The organism is Variovorax saccharolyticus (assembly GCF_030316765.1).
Lineage (GTDB): Bacteria > Pseudomonadota > Gammaproteobacteria > Burkholderiales > Burkholderiaceae_C > Variovorax > Variovorax saccharolyticus.
In genome coordinates, this window is sequence record NZ_JASZYT010000010.1 from 184594 (window position 1) to 205047 (window position 20454).

Annotated in this window: 18 protein-coding genes; 5 read left to right on the forward strand and 13 right to left on the reverse strand. The window is 66.8% G+C overall.

The genetic code is table 11. The annotated features are described in order from the left end of the window. Nucleotides 1–140: 140 nt before the first annotated feature. The 3 genes from QTI45_RS27405 to QTI45_RS27415 form a co-directional block, all read right to left on the reverse strand. The gene (locus QTI45_RS27405) at nucleotides 141–1274 is read right to left on the reverse strand and encodes a zinc-binding dehydrogenase (RefSeq protein ID WP_286656570.1); all 1134 of its coding nucleotides are present in this window, start codon (nucleotides 1272–1274) and stop codon (nucleotides 141–143) included. 43 nt (nucleotides 1275–1317) lie between these two features. Beyond that, complete coding sequence (gene yjjJ / locus QTI45_RS27410; RefSeq protein ID WP_286656571.1) at nucleotides 1318–2700, reverse strand: type II toxin-antitoxin system HipA family toxin YjjJ; 1383 nt, start codon at nucleotides 2698–2700, stop codon at nucleotides 1318–1320. 105 nt (nucleotides 2701–2805) lie between these two features. Further along, nucleotides 2806–4119 carry a hemolysin family protein gene (locus QTI45_RS27415; RefSeq protein ID WP_286371662.1) on the reverse strand — a complete coding sequence of 438 codons (1314 nt, stop codon included), beginning with the start codon at nucleotides 4117–4119 and terminating at the stop codon, nucleotides 2806–2808. 143 nt (nucleotides 4120–4262) lie between these two features. On the opposite strand from QTI45_RS27415, the gene QTI45_RS27420 reads away from it, so the two are divergent. The 3 genes from QTI45_RS27420 to QTI45_RS27430 all read left to right on the forward strand — a co-directional run bounded on the left by QTI45_RS27420 (nucleotide 4263) and on the right by QTI45_RS27430 (nucleotide 6572). Next, nucleotides 4263–5654: an RDD family protein gene (locus QTI45_RS27420; RefSeq protein ID WP_286656572.1), complete on the forward strand. Its 1392-nt coding sequence runs from the start codon at nucleotides 4263–4265 to the stop codon at nucleotides 5652–5654. Nucleotides 5655–5823: 169 nt separating this feature from the next. After that, on the forward strand, nucleotides 5824–6204 hold the full coding sequence (locus QTI45_RS27425) for a DUF4345 domain-containing protein (protein ID WP_286656573.1): 381 nt from the start codon (nucleotides 5824–5826) through the stop codon (nucleotides 6202–6204). A gap of 14 nt (nucleotides 6205–6218) precedes the next feature. After that, nucleotides 6219–6572, forward strand: coding sequence for a nuclear transport factor 2 family protein (locus QTI45_RS27430; RefSeq protein ID WP_286656574.1), 354 nt, complete (start codon nucleotides 6219–6221; stop codon nucleotides 6570–6572). 15 nt (nucleotides 6573–6587) lie between these two features. Here the strand turns inward: QTI45_RS27430 and QTI45_RS27435 are convergent, their stop codons facing one another. Together QTI45_RS27435 and QTI45_RS27440 are read right to left on the reverse strand one after the other, a co-directional pair. After that, nucleotides 6588–8258 (reverse strand): serine hydrolase domain-containing protein, encoded by a 1671-nt coding sequence (locus QTI45_RS27435; protein WP_286656575.1) that lies wholly within the window; start codon nucleotides 8256–8258, stop codon nucleotides 6588–6590. A 59-nt stretch (nucleotides 8259–8317) separates the two neighbouring features. Beyond that, complete coding sequence (locus tag QTI45_RS27440; RefSeq protein WP_286656576.1) at nucleotides 8318–10714, reverse strand: DNA polymerase II; 2397 nt, start codon at nucleotides 10712–10714, stop codon at nucleotides 8318–8320. Nucleotides 10715–10833: 119 nt separating this feature from the next. Between QTI45_RS27440 and QTI45_RS27445 the strand changes: the two genes are divergently transcribed. After that, nucleotides 10834–11541 carry a hypothetical protein gene (locus tag QTI45_RS27445; protein WP_286656577.1) on the forward strand — a complete coding sequence of 236 codons (708 nt, stop codon included), beginning with the start codon at nucleotides 10834–10836 and terminating at the stop codon, nucleotides 11539–11541. Nucleotides 11542–11592: 51 nt separating this feature from the next. On the opposite strand, the gene QTI45_RS27450 is transcribed toward QTI45_RS27445, so the two are convergent. The 3 genes from QTI45_RS27450 to QTI45_RS27460 are packed head-to-tail and all read right to left on the reverse strand — an operon-like array spanning nucleotide 11593 to nucleotide 14695. Then, nucleotides 11593–12570: a GNAT family N-acetyltransferase gene (locus tag QTI45_RS27450; RefSeq protein WP_286656578.1), complete on the reverse strand. Its 978-nt coding sequence runs from the start codon at nucleotides 12568–12570 to the stop codon at nucleotides 11593–11595. Nucleotides 12571–12597: 27 nt separating this feature from the next. Continuing rightward, entirely contained in the window at nucleotides 12598–14136 is a 1539-nt protein-coding gene (locus QTI45_RS27455) for a metal-dependent hydrolase family protein (RefSeq protein ID WP_286656579.1), read from the reverse strand. Further along, on the reverse strand, nucleotides 14072–14695 hold the full coding sequence (locus tag QTI45_RS27460) for a DJ-1/PfpI family protein (protein ID WP_286656580.1): 624 nt from the start codon (nucleotides 14693–14695) through the stop codon (nucleotides 14072–14074). Before QTI45_RS27460 ends, QTI45_RS27455 begins: the two co-directional genes overlap by 65 nt. 89 nt (nucleotides 14696–14784) lie before the next feature. Between QTI45_RS27460 and QTI45_RS27465 the strand changes: the two genes are divergently transcribed. Continuing rightward, complete coding sequence (locus tag QTI45_RS27465; RefSeq protein ID WP_286656581.1) at nucleotides 14785–15627, forward strand: symmetrical bis(5'-nucleosyl)-tetraphosphatase; 843 nt, start codon at nucleotides 14785–14787, stop codon at nucleotides 15625–15627. 1 nt (nucleotide 15628) lies between these two features. On the opposite strand, the gene QTI45_RS27470 is transcribed toward QTI45_RS27465, so the two are convergent. The 5 genes from QTI45_RS27470 to guaD form a co-directional block, all read right to left on the reverse strand. After that, entirely contained in the window at nucleotides 15629–17101 is a 1473-nt protein-coding gene (locus tag QTI45_RS27470; protein WP_286371526.1) for a DEAD/DEAH box helicase, read from the reverse strand. An 86-nt stretch (nucleotides 17102–17187) separates the two neighbouring features. Continuing rightward, nucleotides 17188–18075, reverse strand: a complete 888-nt coding sequence (ypfJ, locus tag QTI45_RS27475) for a KPN_02809 family neutral zinc metallopeptidase (protein ID WP_286371527.1) — start codon at nucleotides 18073–18075, stop codon at nucleotides 17188–17190. Nucleotides 18076–18124: 49 nt separating this feature from the next. Next, nucleotides 18125–18367, reverse strand: a complete 243-nt coding sequence (locus tag QTI45_RS27480) for a hypothetical protein (protein WP_286656582.1) — start codon at nucleotides 18365–18367, stop codon at nucleotides 18125–18127. A 128-nt stretch (nucleotides 18368–18495) separates the two neighbouring features. Next, nucleotides 18496–19062, reverse strand: a complete 567-nt coding sequence (gene dcd, locus QTI45_RS27485) for a dCTP deaminase (protein ID WP_286371529.1) — start codon at nucleotides 19060–19062, stop codon at nucleotides 18496–18498. A gap of 45 nt (nucleotides 19063–19107) precedes the next feature. Further along, nucleotides 19108–20391, reverse strand: a complete 1284-nt coding sequence (guaD, locus tag QTI45_RS27490; protein ID WP_286656583.1) for a guanine deaminase — start codon at nucleotides 20389–20391, stop codon at nucleotides 19108–19110. Nucleotides 20392–20454: the final 63 nt, after the last annotated feature.

Consider the following 20454-nt stretch of genomic DNA (forward strand, 5'->3'; position numbering starts at 1 on the left):
GATGTCGTGCCCCGCGACGGTCGATGACTCTTCGCGGAGAGAACCTCCCAATCTAGTCGCCTTGAGTGACACGACCGTGGCGGCTGCGTGACCGCCCGTGCAGCGCGAGGCAGCGCGCGGCGCCGACTGCGCGCCTGCTGCTACTTGTTGGGGTTGAGCAGGGCCTTCTCGCCCGTCGCGTGGCGCGAATAGACCGCGATGCGGTCCAGGCTCAGCGCCTCGACCAGCGAGAGCTCCGCCGTGTAGTGGCTCGCGAAGGTGGTCTTGAGCTCGGCCGCCACCCGCGCCTTGAGCTTCGCGGCGCCCTCGGGTCCGATCTTCTGCAGGAACGGGAACAGCAGCCAGCCTCCCATGCCCCAGGTCATGCCGAAACCGCGCGTGAACTCGGTCGGCCCGCGGTCCAGGCCGCCGTAGATGTAGACCTGCTTGTGGGTGCTGGAGCCGTAGCGGCTGTACTCGGTCGCCGTCTTGTTGAGTGCCGCTTCCATGCAGGTCAGGATCTGGCCCGCCAGCTTGCCGCCGCCGATGGCGTCGAAGGCCAGGGTGGCGCCGGTGGCGACCAGCGCATCGGTCAGGTCCTGCATGAAGGTGGGCGATTCCGTGCTGCAGACGTACTTGGCGCCGAGGCCGCGCAGGATCTCCTCCTGCTCCTTCTTGCGCACGATGTTCACGAGATCGATGCCGTCCTTGAGGCAGATCCGGTTCAGCATCTGGCCCAGGTTCGACGCCGCGGCCGTGTGCACCAGCGCCTTGTGGCCCTCGCGGCGCATGGTCTCGACCATGCCGAGCGCGGTGAGCGGGTTGACGAAGGCCGAGGCGCCCTCGGCCGCCGTCGTGCCCTCGGGCAGCGCCATGCACTGGGCTGCGGCGATCGAGCGGTACTGCGTGTACATCGCGCCGCCGAGCACCGCCACGGTCTTGCCGAGCAGCGCCTGCGCCTCGGGTGCCGCACCTGCCGCCACGACGACGCCAGCCCCTTCGTTGCCGACCTGCATGGACTGGTCCAGGCGCCCGGCCATGCTCTTCATCGCGGCTTCGGGAATGCTGGCGGTGACCACCGGCCGCTCGGCCGTGCCCGATGCCTTCGCGGTGCGCAGGTCGGCGGCACCGAACAGCAGTCCGAGATCGGACGGATTCATCGGCGCGGCCTCGACCCGCACGATCACTTCGTGGGCGGCCGGCTGAGGGATCGGGTCCTCCGACAGCGAGAGGGTCAGTTCTCCCTTGCTGCTGACGAGCGAGCGGATCTGAAGGGTGGTGGCGGGCAGTGTCATGGCGGTCTCCGGGTCTGGGGCCGGCCAGTATAGGAGTGGCGATTCAGGCGCGCTCGGCGCGCTGATTCAGCCTCAGGGCGTTGTCGGCGCAGGTCTTCCTGAACGCCCCGCCGATGCGCCGGTCGGCGGCGGCCCGGGTCCAGAACGCGAGGGCGGCCGCGCAGGCGGTGGTCCACGCCGCGCGCTGGGCAGGCAGCGGCAGCGGCGGCTGGAACTCCCGGGCCGGCACTTCGCCGCCAGCCAGCGGGGCGTAGAGCATCGGCAGCATGTCGTAGGTCGGAGCCAGCGCCAGCTCGCCCTGGGACGGCCGAAAACTCAGGTTTCCCAGGTGCATGTCGGTGTTCGCGATCAGCCGTCCGAACCACCAGAGATGCAGGATGCGCAACTCGTCTTCGGCCGAGAGCCAGCCGGCACCGGCCAGCCGGGCTGCGAGCCTCGGCCAGTCCATCACGCCCTCCCCGATCAGCGTGGCATTGACCGTGTCGAGACTCACGAGGCGGCTGCGGCCGAACATGCCGACGCGATCGAAGCGCTCCACCTCGAGAAAGGTGCGGCCGGCATGCACCGCCACCCGGCTGCGCGCGCTCTGCACGCCAGGCAGGGTGGCCGCGCAATCGAGCGCCAGATGCTCGGCCACCAGCAGATCGGCCCAGCGACGCACCGCCGGCGACCCATCGGCGCCGGAGAACTTCACCAGCACGTGCGGCGTCGCCTGGCGATCCAGGTCACGCAGCGCCGGGAACTTGGGAAACTCGCCGGCCGCGCTCGACCCGGCCACACCCTGCGCGATGGCCTGCTCGGCCAGTCGCCCATAGGCAGCGCCGACCCGCCTGCCCGGAATCGGCTCAGGCACCGACACCTTGGCCTGCAGCCAGCGCTCGCACGCCGGGTCGCCCAGGATCAGGTTGCCGCTGACGTCCGAGCCGCTGCGGCTCAGCACATGAAGAATGTCGTCGTCCGACCATTCGACCGGATTCGCCGGCACCTCGAACCGATGGTGCTCGGCCCGCGCGAACTGGCGCCCCATGTAGCCTTGGGGCCGCATGTCATGCAGCGGATAGGGAAGCCCGCCCCACCAACCGTCGCGCGCCTCGTCGACCAGGGGCCAGCCGGTACCGTCGAGCGGCATCATCGTGCCCTCGGGCATCACGGGGGCAAGGTGCGAGACGAGAGCGGCCTGCCCGTCGGCATCGACCTCGTACAGCGGCAGGTCGGACAGCACGCCCCGCAGCGGCCGGCGCAAGGCATAGCGTGCCCGGCGCGCCTTGCCACCGCTCACGATCCGATGGCCGAGCGCCTGCAGCATCCGGTGCAGCGTCGGCACGCTGACCCCCAACGACCGGGCCAGATCAGCCGCACTTGCCATGGGCTGCCGCGCAAGCACGGTTGCCAGTTGATCAAGGGCGGTCGGGCGTCCGGCTTCCACACTGAATGCTTGAGAAGATTGATGAGAAGATTCTTTTCATTCTCCCACAGGAGAAAACAATAATCTCCTCCCGGTTCCCGAGAAGATTCTCAGACGATCCGAGGCTCAGGGCGCCAGGTCGGCCGCCCCCGCGTCCGGGTAGGCCAGCACCCGATCGATGCGCTTGCCTTCGAGCGCCGCCACCTCGAAGCACCAGCCTGCGCAGTCGATGCGCTCGCCGACTTCGGGCAGCCGGCCCGAGACGAACATCAACAGGCCCGCCACCGTGTTGTAGCGGCCTCGATCCTCTTCGGGCAGTTCGCGGATGCCCAGGCGGGCGCGCAGTTCCGACACCGGCATCAGGCCATCGAGTTCCCAGACGCCGTCGGGACGCTCGCGGGCCCAGGCCTCGGCATGGGTGGCGACCTGCAGTTCGCCGGTGATCGCCTCCAGCAGATCGCGCGGCGTCATGAGGCCCTGCACCACGCCATACTCGTCGACCACGAAGACCAGCCGGCCGGCATGCGAGCGGAACTGCTCGAGCAGTTCCATGCCGGTCAGCGTCTCGGGCACGAACACCGCGGGCTGGGCCGAAGGCTCGATCGGGCCTTCATGGGCGGGGCCGAGCCTCAGCAGGTGCGCCACGCTGATCACGCCGACCACGTCGTCGAGCGAACCACGGCAGACCGGATACCAGGAATGCACCAGGTTCAGCGCCCCGGCCGCGGACACCTTCTGCAGGCACTCGGCCACGGTCCACGAGGCCTCCAGCCACTCGATGTCGGCCCGCGGAATCATGAGCGAGGTCAGCCGGCGGTCGTCCAGGTGGAACACGTTGCGCACCATCTGGTGCTCGTGCATCTCGATCACGCCGGCATCGACGCCCTCTTCTAGGCTGGCGGAGATCTCTTCTTCCGTCACCACGCGGGCCGCGTTCGAATCGATGCGCAGCAGCTTCAAAGTGGCGGCGGTGGCGCCCGACAGCAGCAGCACGAAAGGCTTGGCCGCCGTGGCCAGGCCGCGCATCGGCCGAGCCACGAAGCGCGCCACCGGCTCGGGGTAGAGCTGGCCGATGCGCTTGGGCACCAGCTCGCCGAAGATGATCGTGAAGAAGGTGATGCAGGTCACCACCACCGCGGTCGATGCGATGCTGGCCGTGCCGGCGCCGATGCCCCATCCGCGCATCGAGTCCGCCAGCGGCTCCGCGAAGGCGGCCTCGCCCACGATGCCGCTGAGCATGCCGATCGAGGTGATGCCGATCTGCACGCTGGACAGGAACTGCGTCGGATCCTCCATCAGCTTGAGCGCCGCAGCGGCGCCCGCATCGCCGGTCTCGGCCAGAGCCGCGAGGCGCGCCCTGCGGCTGGTGGACAGGGCCATTTCGGACATTGCGAACAACGCGTTGAGCGTGGTCAGCAAGGCCAGTAGAAATACATCCATGAAGGGGGGAGTGAATGGGGACACGGCACTTTACTTCACCTGTGGCATGCCGAGTCCAAACGGGCCACGCCTAGAAATACCTTGGCCGCGACCAGTCCTTTAGATACATTTAGGTACATATACAACACCCAGGTGGAGCGGAGATGCAAGACGGCTGGTGGTTCGCAAGCGGCGAAGAAAGGAATGGACCGCTCTCGACCGAGCAACTCCAGGCACTTCTCGACGCGGGTGCTGTCGGTCCGGCCACGCTGGTCTGGCGCCCGGGGCGCTTGGCCTGGAAGCCGGTGGCCGACGTGTCCGACTTCCATCAGGACCGCACGAGCGTTCGCGTCCACGGTGCAGTTGCCGAACCCGCGCACCGGCGTGAACCTGTCTTCGACCTCGTGACGCTGCCCGCCCCGAGGCTCGAATCGATCCGGCAAGAAGACCTTCCCGACTGGGCTCGTACAGGAGCGCCGAGCTCGAGCTTCCCCGTGCAGCCTGCGGTCCTGCACCTGCCGCTGGCGGGTCCGTGGCGACGCTTCTTTGCCCAGCTGCTCGACATCTGGTCGCTGTGTGTTCCCGTCGGCTACCTGCTCGGCATGGTCGCCGGCCGCTTCTGGCCCGCTTTCGGCCTCTGGATGTCGAGCCCGAGCTCCGGCACCGGCCTTGGGTTCTTGATGATTCCGCTGGCCCTGATTGCGCAGGCCTTCGTATTCGGCCTGTTCGGGACGACCCTCGGCAAGGTCTTGTTCGGCGTGCGCGTGACCTTGCTTGGCGGCGCCCGGCCCACGTTTCTCCAATACTTCGGGCGACTGCTGGGGTTGTACTGGGCGGGGCTGGGGCTGGGCGTTCCTTTCGTCAATCTGGTGACGATGTGGCGACAGTACGCACGCGTGAAGTCTGGCCAACCAGCGAGCTACGATGCCGCGCGCTTCCAGGTGCATGCCGTGTCGATGGGCGCAGCCAGGCGCTCGGTCGCCGCGTTCTGTGTCGTTGCGATGGTGGCGGTCTTCGGCTATCTGCAATACGGCGACTCGGAGGCGAACAAGAAATACTTCGCCGGCTTCGAGTGGATCAATCCCATCTCCAACAAGCGCGTGGACATCCCACCCGGCTGGGTATTCACGCAACAGGTGAATGCCGAAGGTGACCCCATCTTCACGTTCAGCTCCCACGCGGCCGGCGTGGTCAGCGTCTTCGCCCTGGAGGATGTCGACGAATCGGTGACGCTGGAGCAGTATCAACGCGCGTGGATTTCTGCAGTGCGTCCACAGATGGCCATCGATATCCGAGCCGATCCGATCAACGTCAAGGGCCGCTTTGGGCTGCAGATGCGCGGCGTGATGGTGAACAACGCCTCGCGGCGAATCCACACGACATTGGTCAAGAACGGAAGCCAGGTCTGGCGGGTGGTCAGTGTCGGGATGAACGGCAGGGAGCCCGAATCGGCAGCCACCGAGGGTCTCAGAGCCGCGCTGCTTCAATCCCTGCCTGACCGTCCCGAGCGGCCTCGGCGCGCCGCCCCGACCGAGGGGCGAGGCGCGGCGATCTAGCCGGGGGGCCGCCCCGCACGACGGAAAGGCATGGCCAAGGGCAAGGCCGGCTTGGTGAAACCGAGCATGGTGGAAACGCCCCCGATAAAGAATAGTCCCGACTCGGCGGATCGCAGCAGGCGGCCAGTTGCGGACGCAAGCCAGCATGCCGCAGCCCCATGCAAACGCCATGATCGAATCCCCTATTTCCAGCGCCCAGATCGTCGTACGGGTCTGCCTCTTCCTGGCAGGCGCCATCGCTGTATCCGGCGGCTGTCTGCAGATGGTGCTTGGCCAACCACAGACTGCGCCGCGCCTGGACAATGTCCACCGGTTCATGGCAGGCATCTATCTCGGCACCGGCATCATCTGCTTCTGGGCGGGCTGGACCGTGCGCCAGCAGGGGACGCTGATCTATCTGCTGGCGTTGGGCATCTTCATCGCCGCATGCGGAAGACTGCTTTCGATGTCGAAGGTGGGCCTGCCGAAACCGGCCGTCGTCTGGCTTGGCTACCTCGCACCGGAACTTGTCCTTCCGATCGTGATGGTGGTAGCGCAGGCTATGCAGTGAATTACAGTGCTCCAATGACCGACACGACGACGTTCCCTCCTGAACTTCAAGCCGCGATGCGTGAACGCGACGAAGCCTTCTATGCGGTCGATGCGGCGAAGTGGGGCAAATACACCGCGAGCCGCTTCACGACTGTCCAGCAGAACGGTCAGTTCATGTCTCGGAGCGAACGGATCGGCAACCTCCAGGCGCAGAAGCAGCGGCCCTATGTCCCGCGCGAACGCGAGCAACTCGAACAGCAAGGCGACCTTGCAGTGACTCGCTTTCTCAGCGGCGGACTGTGGGTCGTGGAGGTTTGGAAGCGCATCGACGGTGCATGGGCAACCGTCATGACTCAGGCCACCACGGCGTCTGCCGAAAAGCCCTGACAGGCCCCCACGCGCCTACCGGGCGCGCGGCACGGCACTCGTCAGCAGCGCCAGCGCCTGATTCAGTGTCGTGGTGGCGAATCGTTCGCCCTTCGAATATCCGATGCGCACCACCACGAGGTCGTGCGATGGCACCACGACGACGAACTGCCCGGCGGCGCCGAGCATGTAGTACGCCGAGGTCGGCACTGCCAGCGAACCGGTTCCATTGATCCAGAAGAAGCCGCCATAGATCGGGCGCTTGTCCGCGGCCCACGCGGGTGCCACGGTGCTCACGAAACTGACGAATCCCTCGGGGAGAATGCGCTCGCCATTCCAGACACCGTCCTGGAGGTAGAGATTGCCCAGCCGCGCCCAATCTCGCGCCGACATGAAGTCGTATCCCTGCGTGAGGAGGTTGCCGTAAGGGTCGGTCTCGATCACCATCGAGCGGATGCCGATCTTGTCGAAGACATTGCGCTGCGGGAACGACAGGTACTCCTCGCCGCGTTTCTCGACTGCAAGGCGCACGAGGTAGTTGGCCAGCACCGGATCGGTGTTGCGGTAGCGGCCCACCGCATTCGGTGGCCACTGCTGCGGCCGTGTCGACGCATAGTTGAAAGCATTGATCCGGCCTGTGTAGTAGTAGAGGTGGTCCGGATAGGTTCCGTCGGGATCGAAGTCCGGATCGTCCGGCGCCTTGATTCGCAGGCCACTGGACATGCGCATGATGTCCGAGATGCGGATCTGCTTGCGAGCATCGCCTTCGCCCTGCCACTCGGGAATCGGGGCAGGCTGATCGAGTTGATACACGCCCTGCTTGATGAGCACCCCGATCATCGTGGCGGTCACGCTCTTGCCCATCGACCAGGATTCGAGCGGCGTCGCCACACCGACGCCGGCCTGATAGCGTTCCCCGACGATCCGCCCCTTGTGCGTCACCACGAAGGCGGAGGTATAGGCCTCTGGATTGGCGAACGCGGCATCGACCGCCTGGGTCAGCTTGGCAGCATCGATGGCGGCCGGCAACGGATCGGACGGCAACACGTCTCCCATCGGCCAAGCCAAGGTCGAGGGGTCGGCCAGCGCGCTCTTGACTTGCACCGGCTTGAAGAAGACCTCGTCCTTCCCGGTCGGCAGCGTGATGCAGCCTTGCGAGCCGAAATGGCGCGCGACCAGCGTCGGGCCGTTCGGAATCGCAACCCGGACTTCATTCTTGCTGCGATCGACGACGGGTGCGGCCATCAGCTTGCGCTGGGCATAGGGCGCCACGAAGTAGCCAAGGCTTTCGGCAGCGACCGCAGGATCAAGTCCGGTGATGAATACGGCCGAACACAGGGTCTTCGCAAAGCCCGATGCGTGGTGCTCGAGGACGTTGCCTGGTGGCGGCACATAGGGCGTATTCAGTTCGAGGCACTTGGCCCGCGCATTCAATGCACTGGCCGCCGGCAATTGACTCGTGATGGAAGCTGCGTCGCATGCCGGGGCTGCGGACGTTGCAGCCGCACCGTTGCCAACCCCGACACCAACCCCGCCGCCGCCACCACCGCCCCCGCCGCCACAAGCGCCCAGCACCACGGTCAGGACCAGCGCCGCGACACTCGGCAGCCGCCTTCCGAAGCGCGTGGCGCATCGCTGCTGGCCATCGTCGTGGCGTCGTGGGCGCGGGTGTCTCCACCTCGGGAATGCTTCCAGGTTGCGGCGCAATTGAGTCTCCTCGTTGGAGGGCCAGTGTGCCTTAGCTGGATTCAAGACCCGGAAGACCTTCAGAAAAGTGCTTGCTGTGCGCTGGTCAGCGTCATGAAGTTCTCCCCCATGGGCTGGAGGATGGCATCGGCGATCGGCTGGATCTGCTTGCTCAGATAGTGTTCGTAGTCGATGCGGGAATGGCGCGTTTCCAGCGGCTCCGGCCCGTTCAGCGTCATGACGTATCGAATCCAGCCACCCCTTTGGTACTGCCGAGGTCGGTTGACCCGGCCGTTGTATTCGTCGGCGATGCGCGCCGCGCGAACCTGCGGCGGCACGTTGACCTGGTAGGCGTCGAGGCGATGGCGCAGGCGCTTCCGGTAGATCAGCAGGTCGTCCTTCCGGCCAGCCAATGTCGACTGCGCGTAGTCGGTCACGAACTCCTTGTAAGGCTCGCCCTGGAAGATGCGCGACAGCAGGCCCTCCTGGAACTGGCGCGCCAACGGGGTCCAGTCGCTGCGGGCCATCTCCAAGCCACGGTAGATCATCTCCTCCTTGCCCGCAGCATCCACGCTCAGGCCCGCGTAGCGCTTCTTGCTGCCGACGTCCGAGCCACGAATGGTGGGCATGAAGAACTTCTTGTAGTGGGTGTCGAACTCGATCTCGAGGAAGTTCGCGAGGCCGTGCTCCTCGCGCAGGACACGCGTCCACCAGTCGTTGATGTCATTCACCAGACTTGCCGCGATGGCGTGCGCTTCCTCGTTGCTGCGGGTGCGCTTGAGCCAGATGAAGATGGAGTCGGTGTCGCCATAGATGGCCTCGTAGCCCCGGCTCTCCACGAACGTGCGCGTGAGCTTCATCATCTCGTGCCCACGCAGGGTGATGGCGGATACGACCTCGGGATTGAAGAAGCGGCAGTCGGCCGCACCCAGCACCCCGGCGAAGGAGTTCATGAGCAGCTTCAGGGCTTGCGAGAGCGACTCGTTCCTGACCCGCTTGGCCTCGTCCCGAGCCCGCCAGAGGGTGGTCACGATTTCCGGCAGGCAATGCTTCTGGCGCGAGAACGCGGTCCCTCCCGGGCCCTTGACCACCATGGCGGAGTCGCTGGCGTTCGAGCCGTCCACGAAGCCGACGGGGTCGACCAGGAAGGTTCGAATGATCGAGGGGTACAGGCTCTTGTAGTCCAGGACCACGACCGAGTCGTAGAACCCTGGCTTCGAGTCCATCACGTACCCGCCAGGGAAGGCCTTGCTCGGAATCTCGCCCACGTTCGGCGCCACGTAGCCCAGGCGATGCATCCGCGGCAGATAGTGGTGGCTGAACGCGGCAATGGAGCCGCCGAGGTGGTCCAACTGCAGGCCCGTGGTGTGGGCGCGTTCGATCATGAACTGCAGCAGCTTCGCCTTGTCGAAGATGCGCAGCACCAGTTCGCAGTCCCGGATGTTGTAGAGCGCGAGCGCAGGCTTGTCCTCCTGGTATCGCCGCTCGATCTCCGCCATCTTGTCGTACTCGTCGCCGATGGCCTTGCCCTCGCCCAGCAGTTCCTGTGAAACGGCTTCGAGGCTGAAGGAGGGAAAGCTCCTCGACGCGGCCTTCAGCGCGTCGATGCCGTCGATGACCACCCGGCCGGGCGTGGCCGCGAACAGATAGCCCTGCTTTCCCGGGTGGGTTCGCCAATCGATGGGCCGGCGCTCCCGCCCCAGCAGGAGCTGTGCCCCGCAGCTGTCGGCCGCCTTCTGCAGCACTCGCAAGTCGAACTGAATGACGTTCCAGCCGATGATGACGTCCGGGTCGTTCCTCTCGAACCAGTCGTTGAGCTGCTCCAGCATGGCCTTGCGGGTCGGGCAATGGATGAGGGAGAAGCCCAGGGGCTCACCCGGCTCAGGTGGCGGCTCAGGTGGCGGCTCGGGTGGCGGCTCTCCGAGCATGAAGACGACACGCTCGCCCGTGCCATCCAGCGCAATGGAATAGAGTGCCTCGTCCTGGCTGGTCTCGATGTCCAGCGACACCACCTGCAGCACCGGCCGGAAATCGGGTGCCGGCTTCAGCTTGCAGTCGACGATGGAGAAGCGGTCCGTCCTCCCTCCTTCGACCAGCACGCCGGCAGTGATGAACCGCTCCATCAGGAAACGGTCGTGCGGTCGCACATCGGCTTCGAGGAGCGCGACGCCCTGGTCCCGCAGCGCACGCGCCAGTTGACCCAGTTGGCGAAAGTGCTTCGCGTAGACACCGACCACGGGTGCCTGCTGGAAGGTCTTCAGCGGAAGCTCGCGGAGCTCCATCCCCGGCATGGCGGCAAGCTGCGCTTCGACCGACTTCCTGTGCTTCGCATCGACGAATGCGACGGAGGTCCGTGACGACAGGATCACCTTCCTCGGCCCGGCATCGGTGGCGAGCCAGTACTCGATCTCGGTGCCGGCCGCGACATCACGCCAGCGGCGCGTGAGGATGAAGCCCTTGAATTCGGTGGGGAGCACGAGAGCCTGATGAATGGGGTGGCAAGGAAAGACGGGCTTGGACAGGACCGATTTTCGCGCTGTTGTCGCCGCCTTGCGCAGGCGAACGGGCGGTGCGTCGGAGCCGTGATCCGCGCTGGATGCGCTTCATGATAAAAACTGGCGCCGACCTCTCCGTGTTCGCGTGTGACAAGCCCCAAGCCAGAATGAGTGCCGCAGATTTTCTCCTCGCTCCCGAAGTCCAGAAGTTGCTGAAGATCGTTTTCGCAGCACCCGCCAGCAAGTTCTCCGTCGCGCAACTCGCAAAGATGGCCAGGCTGGAGGTCGACGAAGTCGAGCGGACCCAGGAGCATCTCGTCAAGAGCGGCATCCTGACCCGGCACGAGCCCAAGGCCGACGAAGCCGGGACGGTCGAAGCGAACATGTCCTTCGTTTTCTACGACGAGCTTCGGTCCATTGCGCTCAAGTCGTTCGCCGCCGCCGAGCCCATCCGCGCGATGCTGCGTTCGAAGTTCAAGGATTCGGTCCTGCGCGCCTTCGTGCTGGGGGAGGACAAGGACGCCACAGTGCAACTTGTCGTGGTCTACGGCCAGCTGGTGCCGGATGAAGCGAAGATGTCCATCGCGTGCCAGAAGCTTTCTGCATCGATCGGCCGGCACCTCGACGTTCACGTGATCTCCGGCGCCAGGTACGCGGCCCTCACGCCACGCGACGAGCTCGGGGCCAAGCTGGCTGACCACCGTGCGGTCGAGATCATCGGCCAAGGGGAGACCAAGGCGAAGCCGGCGGCGGAACGCGAAGGTCTGTTGCAGATCGCCAGGAAGAAGCTGAGCGCCCTGGCCCGATAGCTTCTGCGGCGCGTCGGAGCGCGCAGCAAGCCACCCTCTTCTAAGAAGCCTTCAGTCCGCCTCGCTCAACGCCAGCGGCTTGCGGAACACGCAGTTGCGCTTGACCGCGATGAAGCCGCACTCTTCGTAGATGCGGTTCGCGCCGTTCAGGTTCTGGCTGTCGACGCCCAGACCGGATTCCTGCATGCCCCCAGCGCGTTGGGCTCGCAAGCTCAAGGAGATCAGCGCGCGAGCGAGGCCCCGTCCCCGCCACGGCTCGCCCACGCTGATGAATTCCGTCCAGCCTCGCCTGAGCCCGTTCGCGGAGTTCCATGTCTCATCGATGTAGGTTCGCACCTGGCCTGCAACCTCGCCGGTGCGGACGTCCCACGCGACCTGCCAGAGATGAGGTTGAAAGACCTGGCTCACTTGCCATCGCCGGAAATCTGCCTCCACGGAGGGCGAGAAGCCCCAGTGGGTCCGGAACGCGCGTTGATGGGCGTCCCAGATCGGGCGAAAGTGTTCGGGCTGAACCGGCCGCACTTCCAGGCCCGGCGGCATGGCGAAGTCGGCGACGTCGTCGAGCGTCGGTCGCACCATGGTGAAGAAGTAGCGCTCGGGTCGATAGCCTGATTTCTCCAGGAGCGCCGCGCGCGCGGTTTCGCCCTGAGTGACGAAGGCATGGTGCGCATGCATCGGCGCGCTGCAGTGAGCCGCCGCCATCTCGCGCTGTCGCGACTCCAGCCAGGTGTGCAACGAGGCCCCTATTCCCCTCCGGCGCCAGCGTGGTGCGACAACGCCGAACTGCCCGTAGAGCTGGAGTCCGTCCGCCTGCGCCCAATGCCATGCACGCACATAGCCGGCGATTTCTGTGCCGGCCTGGGCGATCCACACATCTCGTTGCGGCACGCAGTCGGTGAAAGAGGCATAGTCCCGCGCCACCTCCTCGACCGTCCGGAAGAACCCGGTCTGGTCGGCGGCGAAGCTCGCGTTGGCGCAAGCCACCATGGCTTCGAAATCCGATGGGCCCGCAAATGCCCGAAAGCTCACGCCCTGTCGTCGACTATGCATCGATGCTCACTGCGGGCGGTTCTTGTAGATGATGCCGTCCTTCATGATGACCGCGAAGCTCTGCTCGGGTCGTGCCACCAGGCTGATGTCGACCGTCGGGTCGCCGTTGACGAGCAGCAGGTCGGCCAGCGCACCTTCGCGGACCACACCGACCTGGCCCGCATAGGGGCTGCGCTTGCCGGACAGCGCCAGCAGTTCGGCGTTGGTGCCGGTGGCCATCACCAGCACCTCCGACGGCGAGTACCAGCGCGCCAGGCTCGCGAGGATCGCGCCCTGCTGGCCCGCCAGCGCGCTCGAAAAGAGGACGTCGGTGCCGAAGGCCGTCTTGAGCTTGTACTTCTTCGCCAGCCGGTAGGTCTTGTCGGTCCCGGCGAACACTTCCTGCGCCTTGTTCCACTGGTCCGATCCGCGCGGAAACGCGTCGGCCATTGCGTCGGGGAAAGGCTGGGTGCTCAGCCAGGTCCCCTTGCTCGCCATGAGCCGGGCTGTTTCCTCATCCATCAGGCTGCCGTGCTCGATGCACAGCACGCCCGCGTTGACGGCTTGGCGGATCGCATCCGGCATATAGGCGTGCACCGCGACGTAGGTTCCCCAGTTCTTCGCGGCGACGACGGCGGCCTGAAGCTCGGGCTCGGTGAAGGTGATGGCATCGAGCGGACTGTGCGGCGACGAGACACCGCCCCCCGCGGTGAGCTTGATCTGCGATGCGCCGCGCATGAGTTGTTCACGCACGCGGATGCGGACTTCGTCCGGGCTGTCGGCAATGGCGGTGTCGCCCACCAGGTCATGCCGCGAGCCGGGCGCGCCCAGGGCGCGCGGCAGGTCAGTGAATTCGCGGAAGTCGCCATGGCCGCTGGTGACGCTGATCATCGCGCCCGAGGGATAGATGCGGGGCCCGGGAATCAGGCCGTCATCGACGGCCGATTTGAGGCCGAAGGCGGCCCCGCCCATGTCCCGCACGGTCGTGAAGCCGCGCATCAGCGCGCGCGTGGCCTCCACGCCGGCCACCACCGCGAGATACGAACGCTCGGCCTGCATGGCGACGGCCAGCGACGGGCCTGCGAACATGCTGTGCCAGTGCATGTCGATCAGGCCGGGCATCAGCACGCGGCCCGCTCCGTCGATGACCAGCGCATCGGCATCGGCTGGCAGGCCGGTGGCGATCCGCTCGATGCGGTTGCCCTTCACGAGCACGTCGCGCGGCGCGGACACCTGGCCCGAAAGCCCATCGAAGACCCGCACATTGCGGAACAGGGTCGACGCAGGCCTGGGGGGCTGCGCCGGCGCGCTTGCCGCCGGCTGGATGCCCGCTGCGACCTCGTGTCCATGGGCGTTGAGCGCCAGCCCCGCGAATGCGGCGGCGAACAGGAGTGCGAAGCATTGCGCGGTTCGCGAAAGAGACCATCTCGACATCGATTGACCTGGAGAGTTGCCGGTGCCGGGAACTTTGCCACAAGTAGCGGCGAGCATGAAGCGAGTCTCAGGCGCGAGCCTTGCCCATCCCGTCAGGCAGGAATGGGCGGATGTTGCCCATGGCCCGCGCAACGAACGCGTCCTTCTCGCCCACGGGCGCCACGTAGTGCAGCGCAGCCTCCGCGGCCTCGACGCCTTCCAGCCGCGCAATGACCCACGCGGCCAGGTAGGGTGACGCCAGGCAACCCCCCGCGGTCGCCACATTGCCGCGGGCGAAGAAGGGCTGGTCGAGCACATCCACGCCTGCCTCCTGGACCCAGGGCTTGGTGGTCAGGTCGGTGCAGGCGGAGACGCCCTCGAGAAGTCCCAGCCTGGCGAGGACCAGGGTGCCTGAACACTGCGCCGCAAGCAGCTGTTTCGCAGGGTTCAGTTGCAGGCGCGACATCAGGGCAGGGTCTGCCACGACATCGCGCGTGAGAAGCCCGCTGCCCACGATGACCGCATCGGCGCTGGCCGCGTCCTCCAAGGTGGCTTGCGACTCCACCACCAAGCCGTTCATGGAACGCACCTTCGCGCCGGGGCTGGCGATGGAAACGCGCCAGTCGGGCTTCTTGATGCGATTCAGGATTCCGAGTGCGACGAAGGAGTCAAGCTCGTTGTAGCCCTCGAAGGTCAAGATGGCGATGTGCATGGGGTTATCCTCGACGATTTGTACGCCTGCGCAGGCCATTGTTGCCGGACAACGGGTCAGTGCGCACGCGTTTCAAGGCTCGAGGGCCCATGGCACTTTTCTTGATCGGCGACGTGCAGGGCTGCGACGAGCCCCTGCAGCGCCTGCTGGACGACATCGCTTTCTCCCCCAGCCGGGACACGCTGGTGCTGCTCGGCGACCTCGTCAATCGCGGGCCGGCGTCGCTCGAGGTGCTGCGCCGCGTGCAGCGCCTGGGCGCATCCGCGTTGAGCCTGCTGGGCAACCACGACCTGCACCTGCTGGGCGTCGCCCATGGTGCCCGCAAGGCGGGCCGCAAGGACACGCTGCAGGCCATTCTCCAGGCCCCCGATCGCGACGCCCTGCTCGACTGGCTGCGCCATCAGCCGATGGCGCTGCATCGGCGCGTCGGCGACGGCGACCTGCTCATGGTGCACGCGGGCGTGCTGCCGCAATGGAGCGTCGAAGACACGCTCGCCCTCGCGGCCGAACTCGAATCGGTGCTGCGCGGCCCCGCGCTGGCCGACTTCCTGCAAACCATGTACGGCAACGAGCCGGCCCGCTGGAACGCTGCGCTCTCGGGCAGCGCGCGGCTGCGCGTCATCGTCAACGCGTTGACCCGGCTGCGCTTTTGCAGCGCCGAGGGCGAGATGGAGTTCGAGAGCAAGGATGGGGCGGCAGCGGCGCCAGCAGGCTTCATGCCGTGGTTCGACGTCCCCGGCCGGCGCACGGCGGCAGCCACGGTGGCATGCGGCCACTGGTCGACACTGGGTTTGAAGTCGCGGCCCGACCTGCTGTCGATCGACACCGGCTGCGTCTGGGGCGGTTGCCTGAGCGCCGTGCGCATCGGCGCGACGCTGCAGGACCGGGAGTTGATCCAGGCGGCCTGCCCCCAGGCTCAGAAACCCGGATGAATCAGCTCGACTGCTCGGTCGCCTTGAAGAGCGCGGCGACCTTGCGCTTCGTCTTGATATTGGCCGAGATGCCGCGCGCGGGCGCGGCCTTGGCGGCGGATTCCCAGGCCGGAGCGCCCTCGCGCTCGACCGGCGCCTCGTAGGGCTGCTCGAAGAACGGGTCGCGCGGCGCCGCCGGCGCGCGGTGCGGCCGGGTGCTGCGCACCGGCCGGCTGTCGCTGCGTTCGCGCGGGCGGTCGAGGGTGTCGAGCACATCGCGCGCATCGCCGGCCTCGCCCTCTTCGCGCCAGTGGCGGCGGCCGTCGTTGATGCGGCCGCGCGGACGGTCTTCCTCGAACTCGACCGGCTCGAGTTCGATCTTCTTCTTGATCAGCTTCTCGATGTCGGCCACCAGCCGGACGTCGTTGCCGCCGCTGGCGAAGCTCACGGCCAGGCCGGAGGCGCCGGCGCGGCCGGTGCGGCCGATGCGGTGCACGTAGTCCTCGGCGTTGAACGGGATGTCGAAGTTGAACACCGCCGGCACGTCCTTGATGTCCAGGCCGCGGGCGGCGACGTCGGTGGCCACGAGCAAGTCGACCTCGCCAGCCTTGAAGGCGGCCAGCGCCTTCAGGCGCTCGTCCTGGCTCTTGTCGCCGTGCAGGGCCGTGGTCTTGAGGCCCTCGCGCTCGAGCGAACGTGCCAGCCGGGCGCAGCCCAGCTTGCTGTTGACGAAGACGAAGGCCTGCGTGATGCCGCGCTGCCGGATGATCTGCTTCAGGGCCCGGCGCTTGTCGTCGTCGCTGACGCTGAAGAAGCGCTGCTCGACCGTGGAGGCGGTTTCGTTCGGCCGCGCCACTTCGATGGTGACCGGGTTCTGCAGGTAGCTGCCGGCCAGGCGCTTGATCTCGGGTGAGAAGGTGGCCGAGAACAGCAAGGTGGTGCGTTGCTTGGGCAGGTAGGACAGGATCCGCTGCAGATCGGGCAGGAAGCCGATGTCGAGCATGCGGTCGGCCTCGTCGAGCACCACGTACTCGACCTGGTTCAGCACCGCGTTCTTGGCCTCGATATGGTCCAGCAGCCGGCCCGGCGTGGCGACCAGCACCTCGACGCCCTTCTTGAGCTCGAGGGTCTGGGGCTTCATGTCGATGCCGCCGAACACCACCGCGCTGCGCAGGTTGGTGTATTTGGCGTAGAGCTTGACCTGCTGCGCGACCTGGTCGGCCAGCTCCCGCGTGGGCAGCAGCACCAGGGCCCGCACCGGGTGGCGCGCCGGCGAGGTGGAACTGTTCTCGTGCTTGAGCATCCGCTGCAGCAGCGGCAGCGAAAAGGCCGCCGTCTTGCCGGTGCCGGTTTGCGCGGCGCCCATCACGTCCTGGCCCGACAGAACCACCGGAATGGCCTGTTCCTGGATCGGCGTCATGGTCTCGTAACCCATTTCGGCTACGGCACGCGCGAGGGGTTCGGCCAGGGAAAGATTGGAGAAGGAGCTTGTCATTAAGCCCTCTATTGTCGCACTTTGGCGAAAAACGCCAGTGACAGCACGGTAACTGCCGCTTTTTCCCTCGAAGACGCCGTCGCCGGCTACAGCGTCTTGGCCGCGAAAGTGTCGCAATCCTGCATGTTTCCGGACTTGAAACCGGCCCCGAACCAGCGCTGGCGCTGGGCGCTGGTGCCGTGCGTGAAGCTGTCGGGCACGATGGCGCGGCCGGCCGAGCGCTGCAGGGCGTCGTCGCCGATCTTCTGGGCGGCATTCATGGCGGCCTCGATGTCGCCCGGGTCCAGCCACTGCTTGGACTGCTGCGAGTGATGGGCCCAGACGCCCGCCAGGCAGTCGGCCTGGAGTTCGACCCGCACGCTCAGGGCATTGTTCTGCGCCTGGCTCAGCCGCCCGCGCATCTGGTCGACCTTGCCCGTGATGCCGAGTTCGTCCTGCACGTGGTGGCCGATCTCGTGCGCGATCACGTAGGCCTTGGCGAACACGCCGGGCGCGCCAAGCTGGTTCTGCAGGGTGTCGAAGAAGCCGAGGTCGATGTAGACCTTCTGGTCGCCCGGGCAGTAGAAGGGGCCCATGGCCGACTGGCCGGTGCCGCAGGCGGTCGGCGTGGCGCCCCGGAACAGCACCAGCCGCGACGGCGTGTAGCTGCTCCCGTTGCGGCGAAAGATGTCGCTCCAGACCACCTCGGTGTTCTTCAGCACGGTCGAGACGAAGGCCGCCTCGCGATCCTCGGGCGGCGGCTTCTGCGCCGGCCCCTGCTGCTGCTGGACCTGCGGCGCCGGATCCCCGCCGCCGGCCAGCATGCCGAGCATGGTCAGCGGGTTGATGCCGAAGATCCAGCCCGCGATCAGCGCCACCGCGACCGTGCCGATGCCGACGCTGCGCCCGCCGATCGGCAGGCCGCCGAAGCCCCCGCCCCCACCGCCGCGACGATCCTCGACGTTGTCCGACTGCTCGTTGCCTTCCCATCTCATGACAAGCTCCTCGCCGTCTCCGGGACGGCCGTCGCGGAATGGTACGCGCTCATCGCGACGCCACGTAACCGACCTTCATCACGTCGCGGGATGGCTGCGGCCGGCCGGATGCGGCCGGCACGGCCGTGGCCGGCGCAGTCGCGGCGGCCGCGTAGTGGGCCTCGGCCTTGCGCACCTGGGACCGCGTCACCATGGCCATGGCCACCACCTGGACCAGCACCACCAGGGCCAGCACCGCGATCAGCAGCAGGCGGTAGGGATGGATCTCGCGAAGCTTCTGGAAAATCGGCATGTTCTCGCTCCTGGGGCCCCGCGGACGCCGCGTGGCATGGACTCCGAGAATGCCGCGCCGCGCCCGGTGGCACAGGCCGCGCAGCGCCCAAGACGCTGTAGGACCGCGCCGAACGACCCGTCAGCGGCTCAGGCCTTGGGCAGCGTGACGCCGCGCTGACCCTGGTACTTGCCGCCGCGGTCCTTGTAGCTCACTTCGCAGACCTCGTCGCTCTCGAAGAACAGCACCTGGGCGCAGCCCTCGCCAGCGTAGATCTTCGCCGGCAGCGGCGTGGTGTTGCTGAATTCGAGGGTCACATAGCCTTCCCATTCGGGTTCGAAGGGCGTGACGTTGACGATGATGCCGCAGCGCGCATAGGTGCTCTTGCCCAGGCAGATGGTCAGCACGTTGCGCGGAATGCGGAAATACTCCACGGTGCGCGCCAGCGCGAAGCTGTTGGGCGGGATGATGCAGCTGTCGCCGTGGAAGTCGACGAAGCTCTTCTCGTCGAAGTTCTTCGGGTCGACCACGGTGCTGTGGATGTTCGTGAAGACCTTGAACTCGGGCGCGCAGCGGATGTCGTAGCCGTAGCTCGAGGTGCCGTAGCTGATGATCTTGTGGCCGTCCTGCTCGCGGATCTGCCCGGGCTCGAAAGGCTCGATCATGCCGTTCTTCTCGGCCATGCGCCGGATCCACTTGTCGCTCTTGATGCTCATGTCGGGGTCCTTCCTCGGGGCCGCTATTCTAGGCAGCCCGCAGGGCTACCCCGCCTGGGAGATGACGGTGCGCTCGATCAGGCGGTCGTCGCCGAGCACGATCAGCGAGAACAGCAGCTCCTCCAGGTTGTTCGCCAGCGCGGTCTTGCGCGCCAGCAGGGGCGTGGCCTTCGGGTCGATCACCAGGAAGTCGGCCTCGCAGCCCGGCTGCAGGTTGCCGATGACCCCGTCCAGCCCCAGCGCCCGCGCCGCGCCGCCCGTGTGCCGCCACCACAGCTGCGAGGGTGGAATGCTGACGCCGGGTTTGGTCTGGCCCTCGCGGCCGACGTAGTAGGCCGCCAGCATGGTCGCGAAGGGGCTGAAGCTGGTGCCGCCGCCGACATCGCTGGCCAGCCCGTAGCGATAGCCGATGCGGTCGGCGCCCTCGAAGTCGAAGAAGCCGCTGCCCAGGAACAGGTTGCTGGTCGGGCTCACGGCCGAAGCGGTGCCGGTGTCGCGCATCAGGCGGCGGTCGTCGTCGTCGAAATGGATGCAGTGGGCATACACGGCCCGCTCGCGCATCAGGCCGAAGCCGGCGTAGACGTCGAGGTAAGAGCGGGCGTGCGGGAACAGCTCGCGCGCCCACTTCACCTCGTCCTTGTTCTCCGCCACGTGCGAGTGGATCCAGGTGTCGGGGTACTTCGCCGCCAGCTCGCCGGCGCCGCGCAGCTGCGCATCGGTGCTGGTGGGCGCGAAGCGCGGGGTGATGGCGTAGCCCAGGCGGTCGCGGTTGTGCCACGTCCGGATCAGGGCCTCGGTGTCGGTCAGGCTGCGTTCAGTTTGATCCCGTACACCGTCAGGCGAATGCCGATCCTGCAGCACCTTCCCCGAGATCATGCGCAACTGCCGCCTCTGCGCCGCCTCGAAAAACGCCTGCACCGACTGCGGATGCGAAGTGGCGAAGGTCAGGGAGGTGGTGACGCCGTTGCGCAGCAGCTCGTCGAAGAACACCTCGGCCACCTCGGCCGAATGGGCCGGGTCGGCGAAGCGGCTCTCGGCCGGGAAGGTGTAGTTCTCCAGCCAGGGCAGCAATCCGTCGGCCGGCGCGCCGATGATGTCGGTCTGCGGAAAGTGGATGTGCATGTCGACGAAACCCGGCGCCAGGATCCGGCCCGGCCAGTGCGTGACCGCGGCGCCCGGATGACGGGCCGCGACCTCGGCGAAGGCGCCCGCATCCTGCACCCTTTGCCGGCCCTGGCCGTCCGGGCCGATCACCAGCAAGCCGTCGGTGTCGAAAACCGGCTGGCCGGCGGCGTCGAATCGCAAAAGAGAAGCTCGGTAGGCGTGCATGGCACGGAGGGTAAGTCAGGTCTGGCGGTATGCAATGTGCTTGCGCATATGAAGGCTATATGT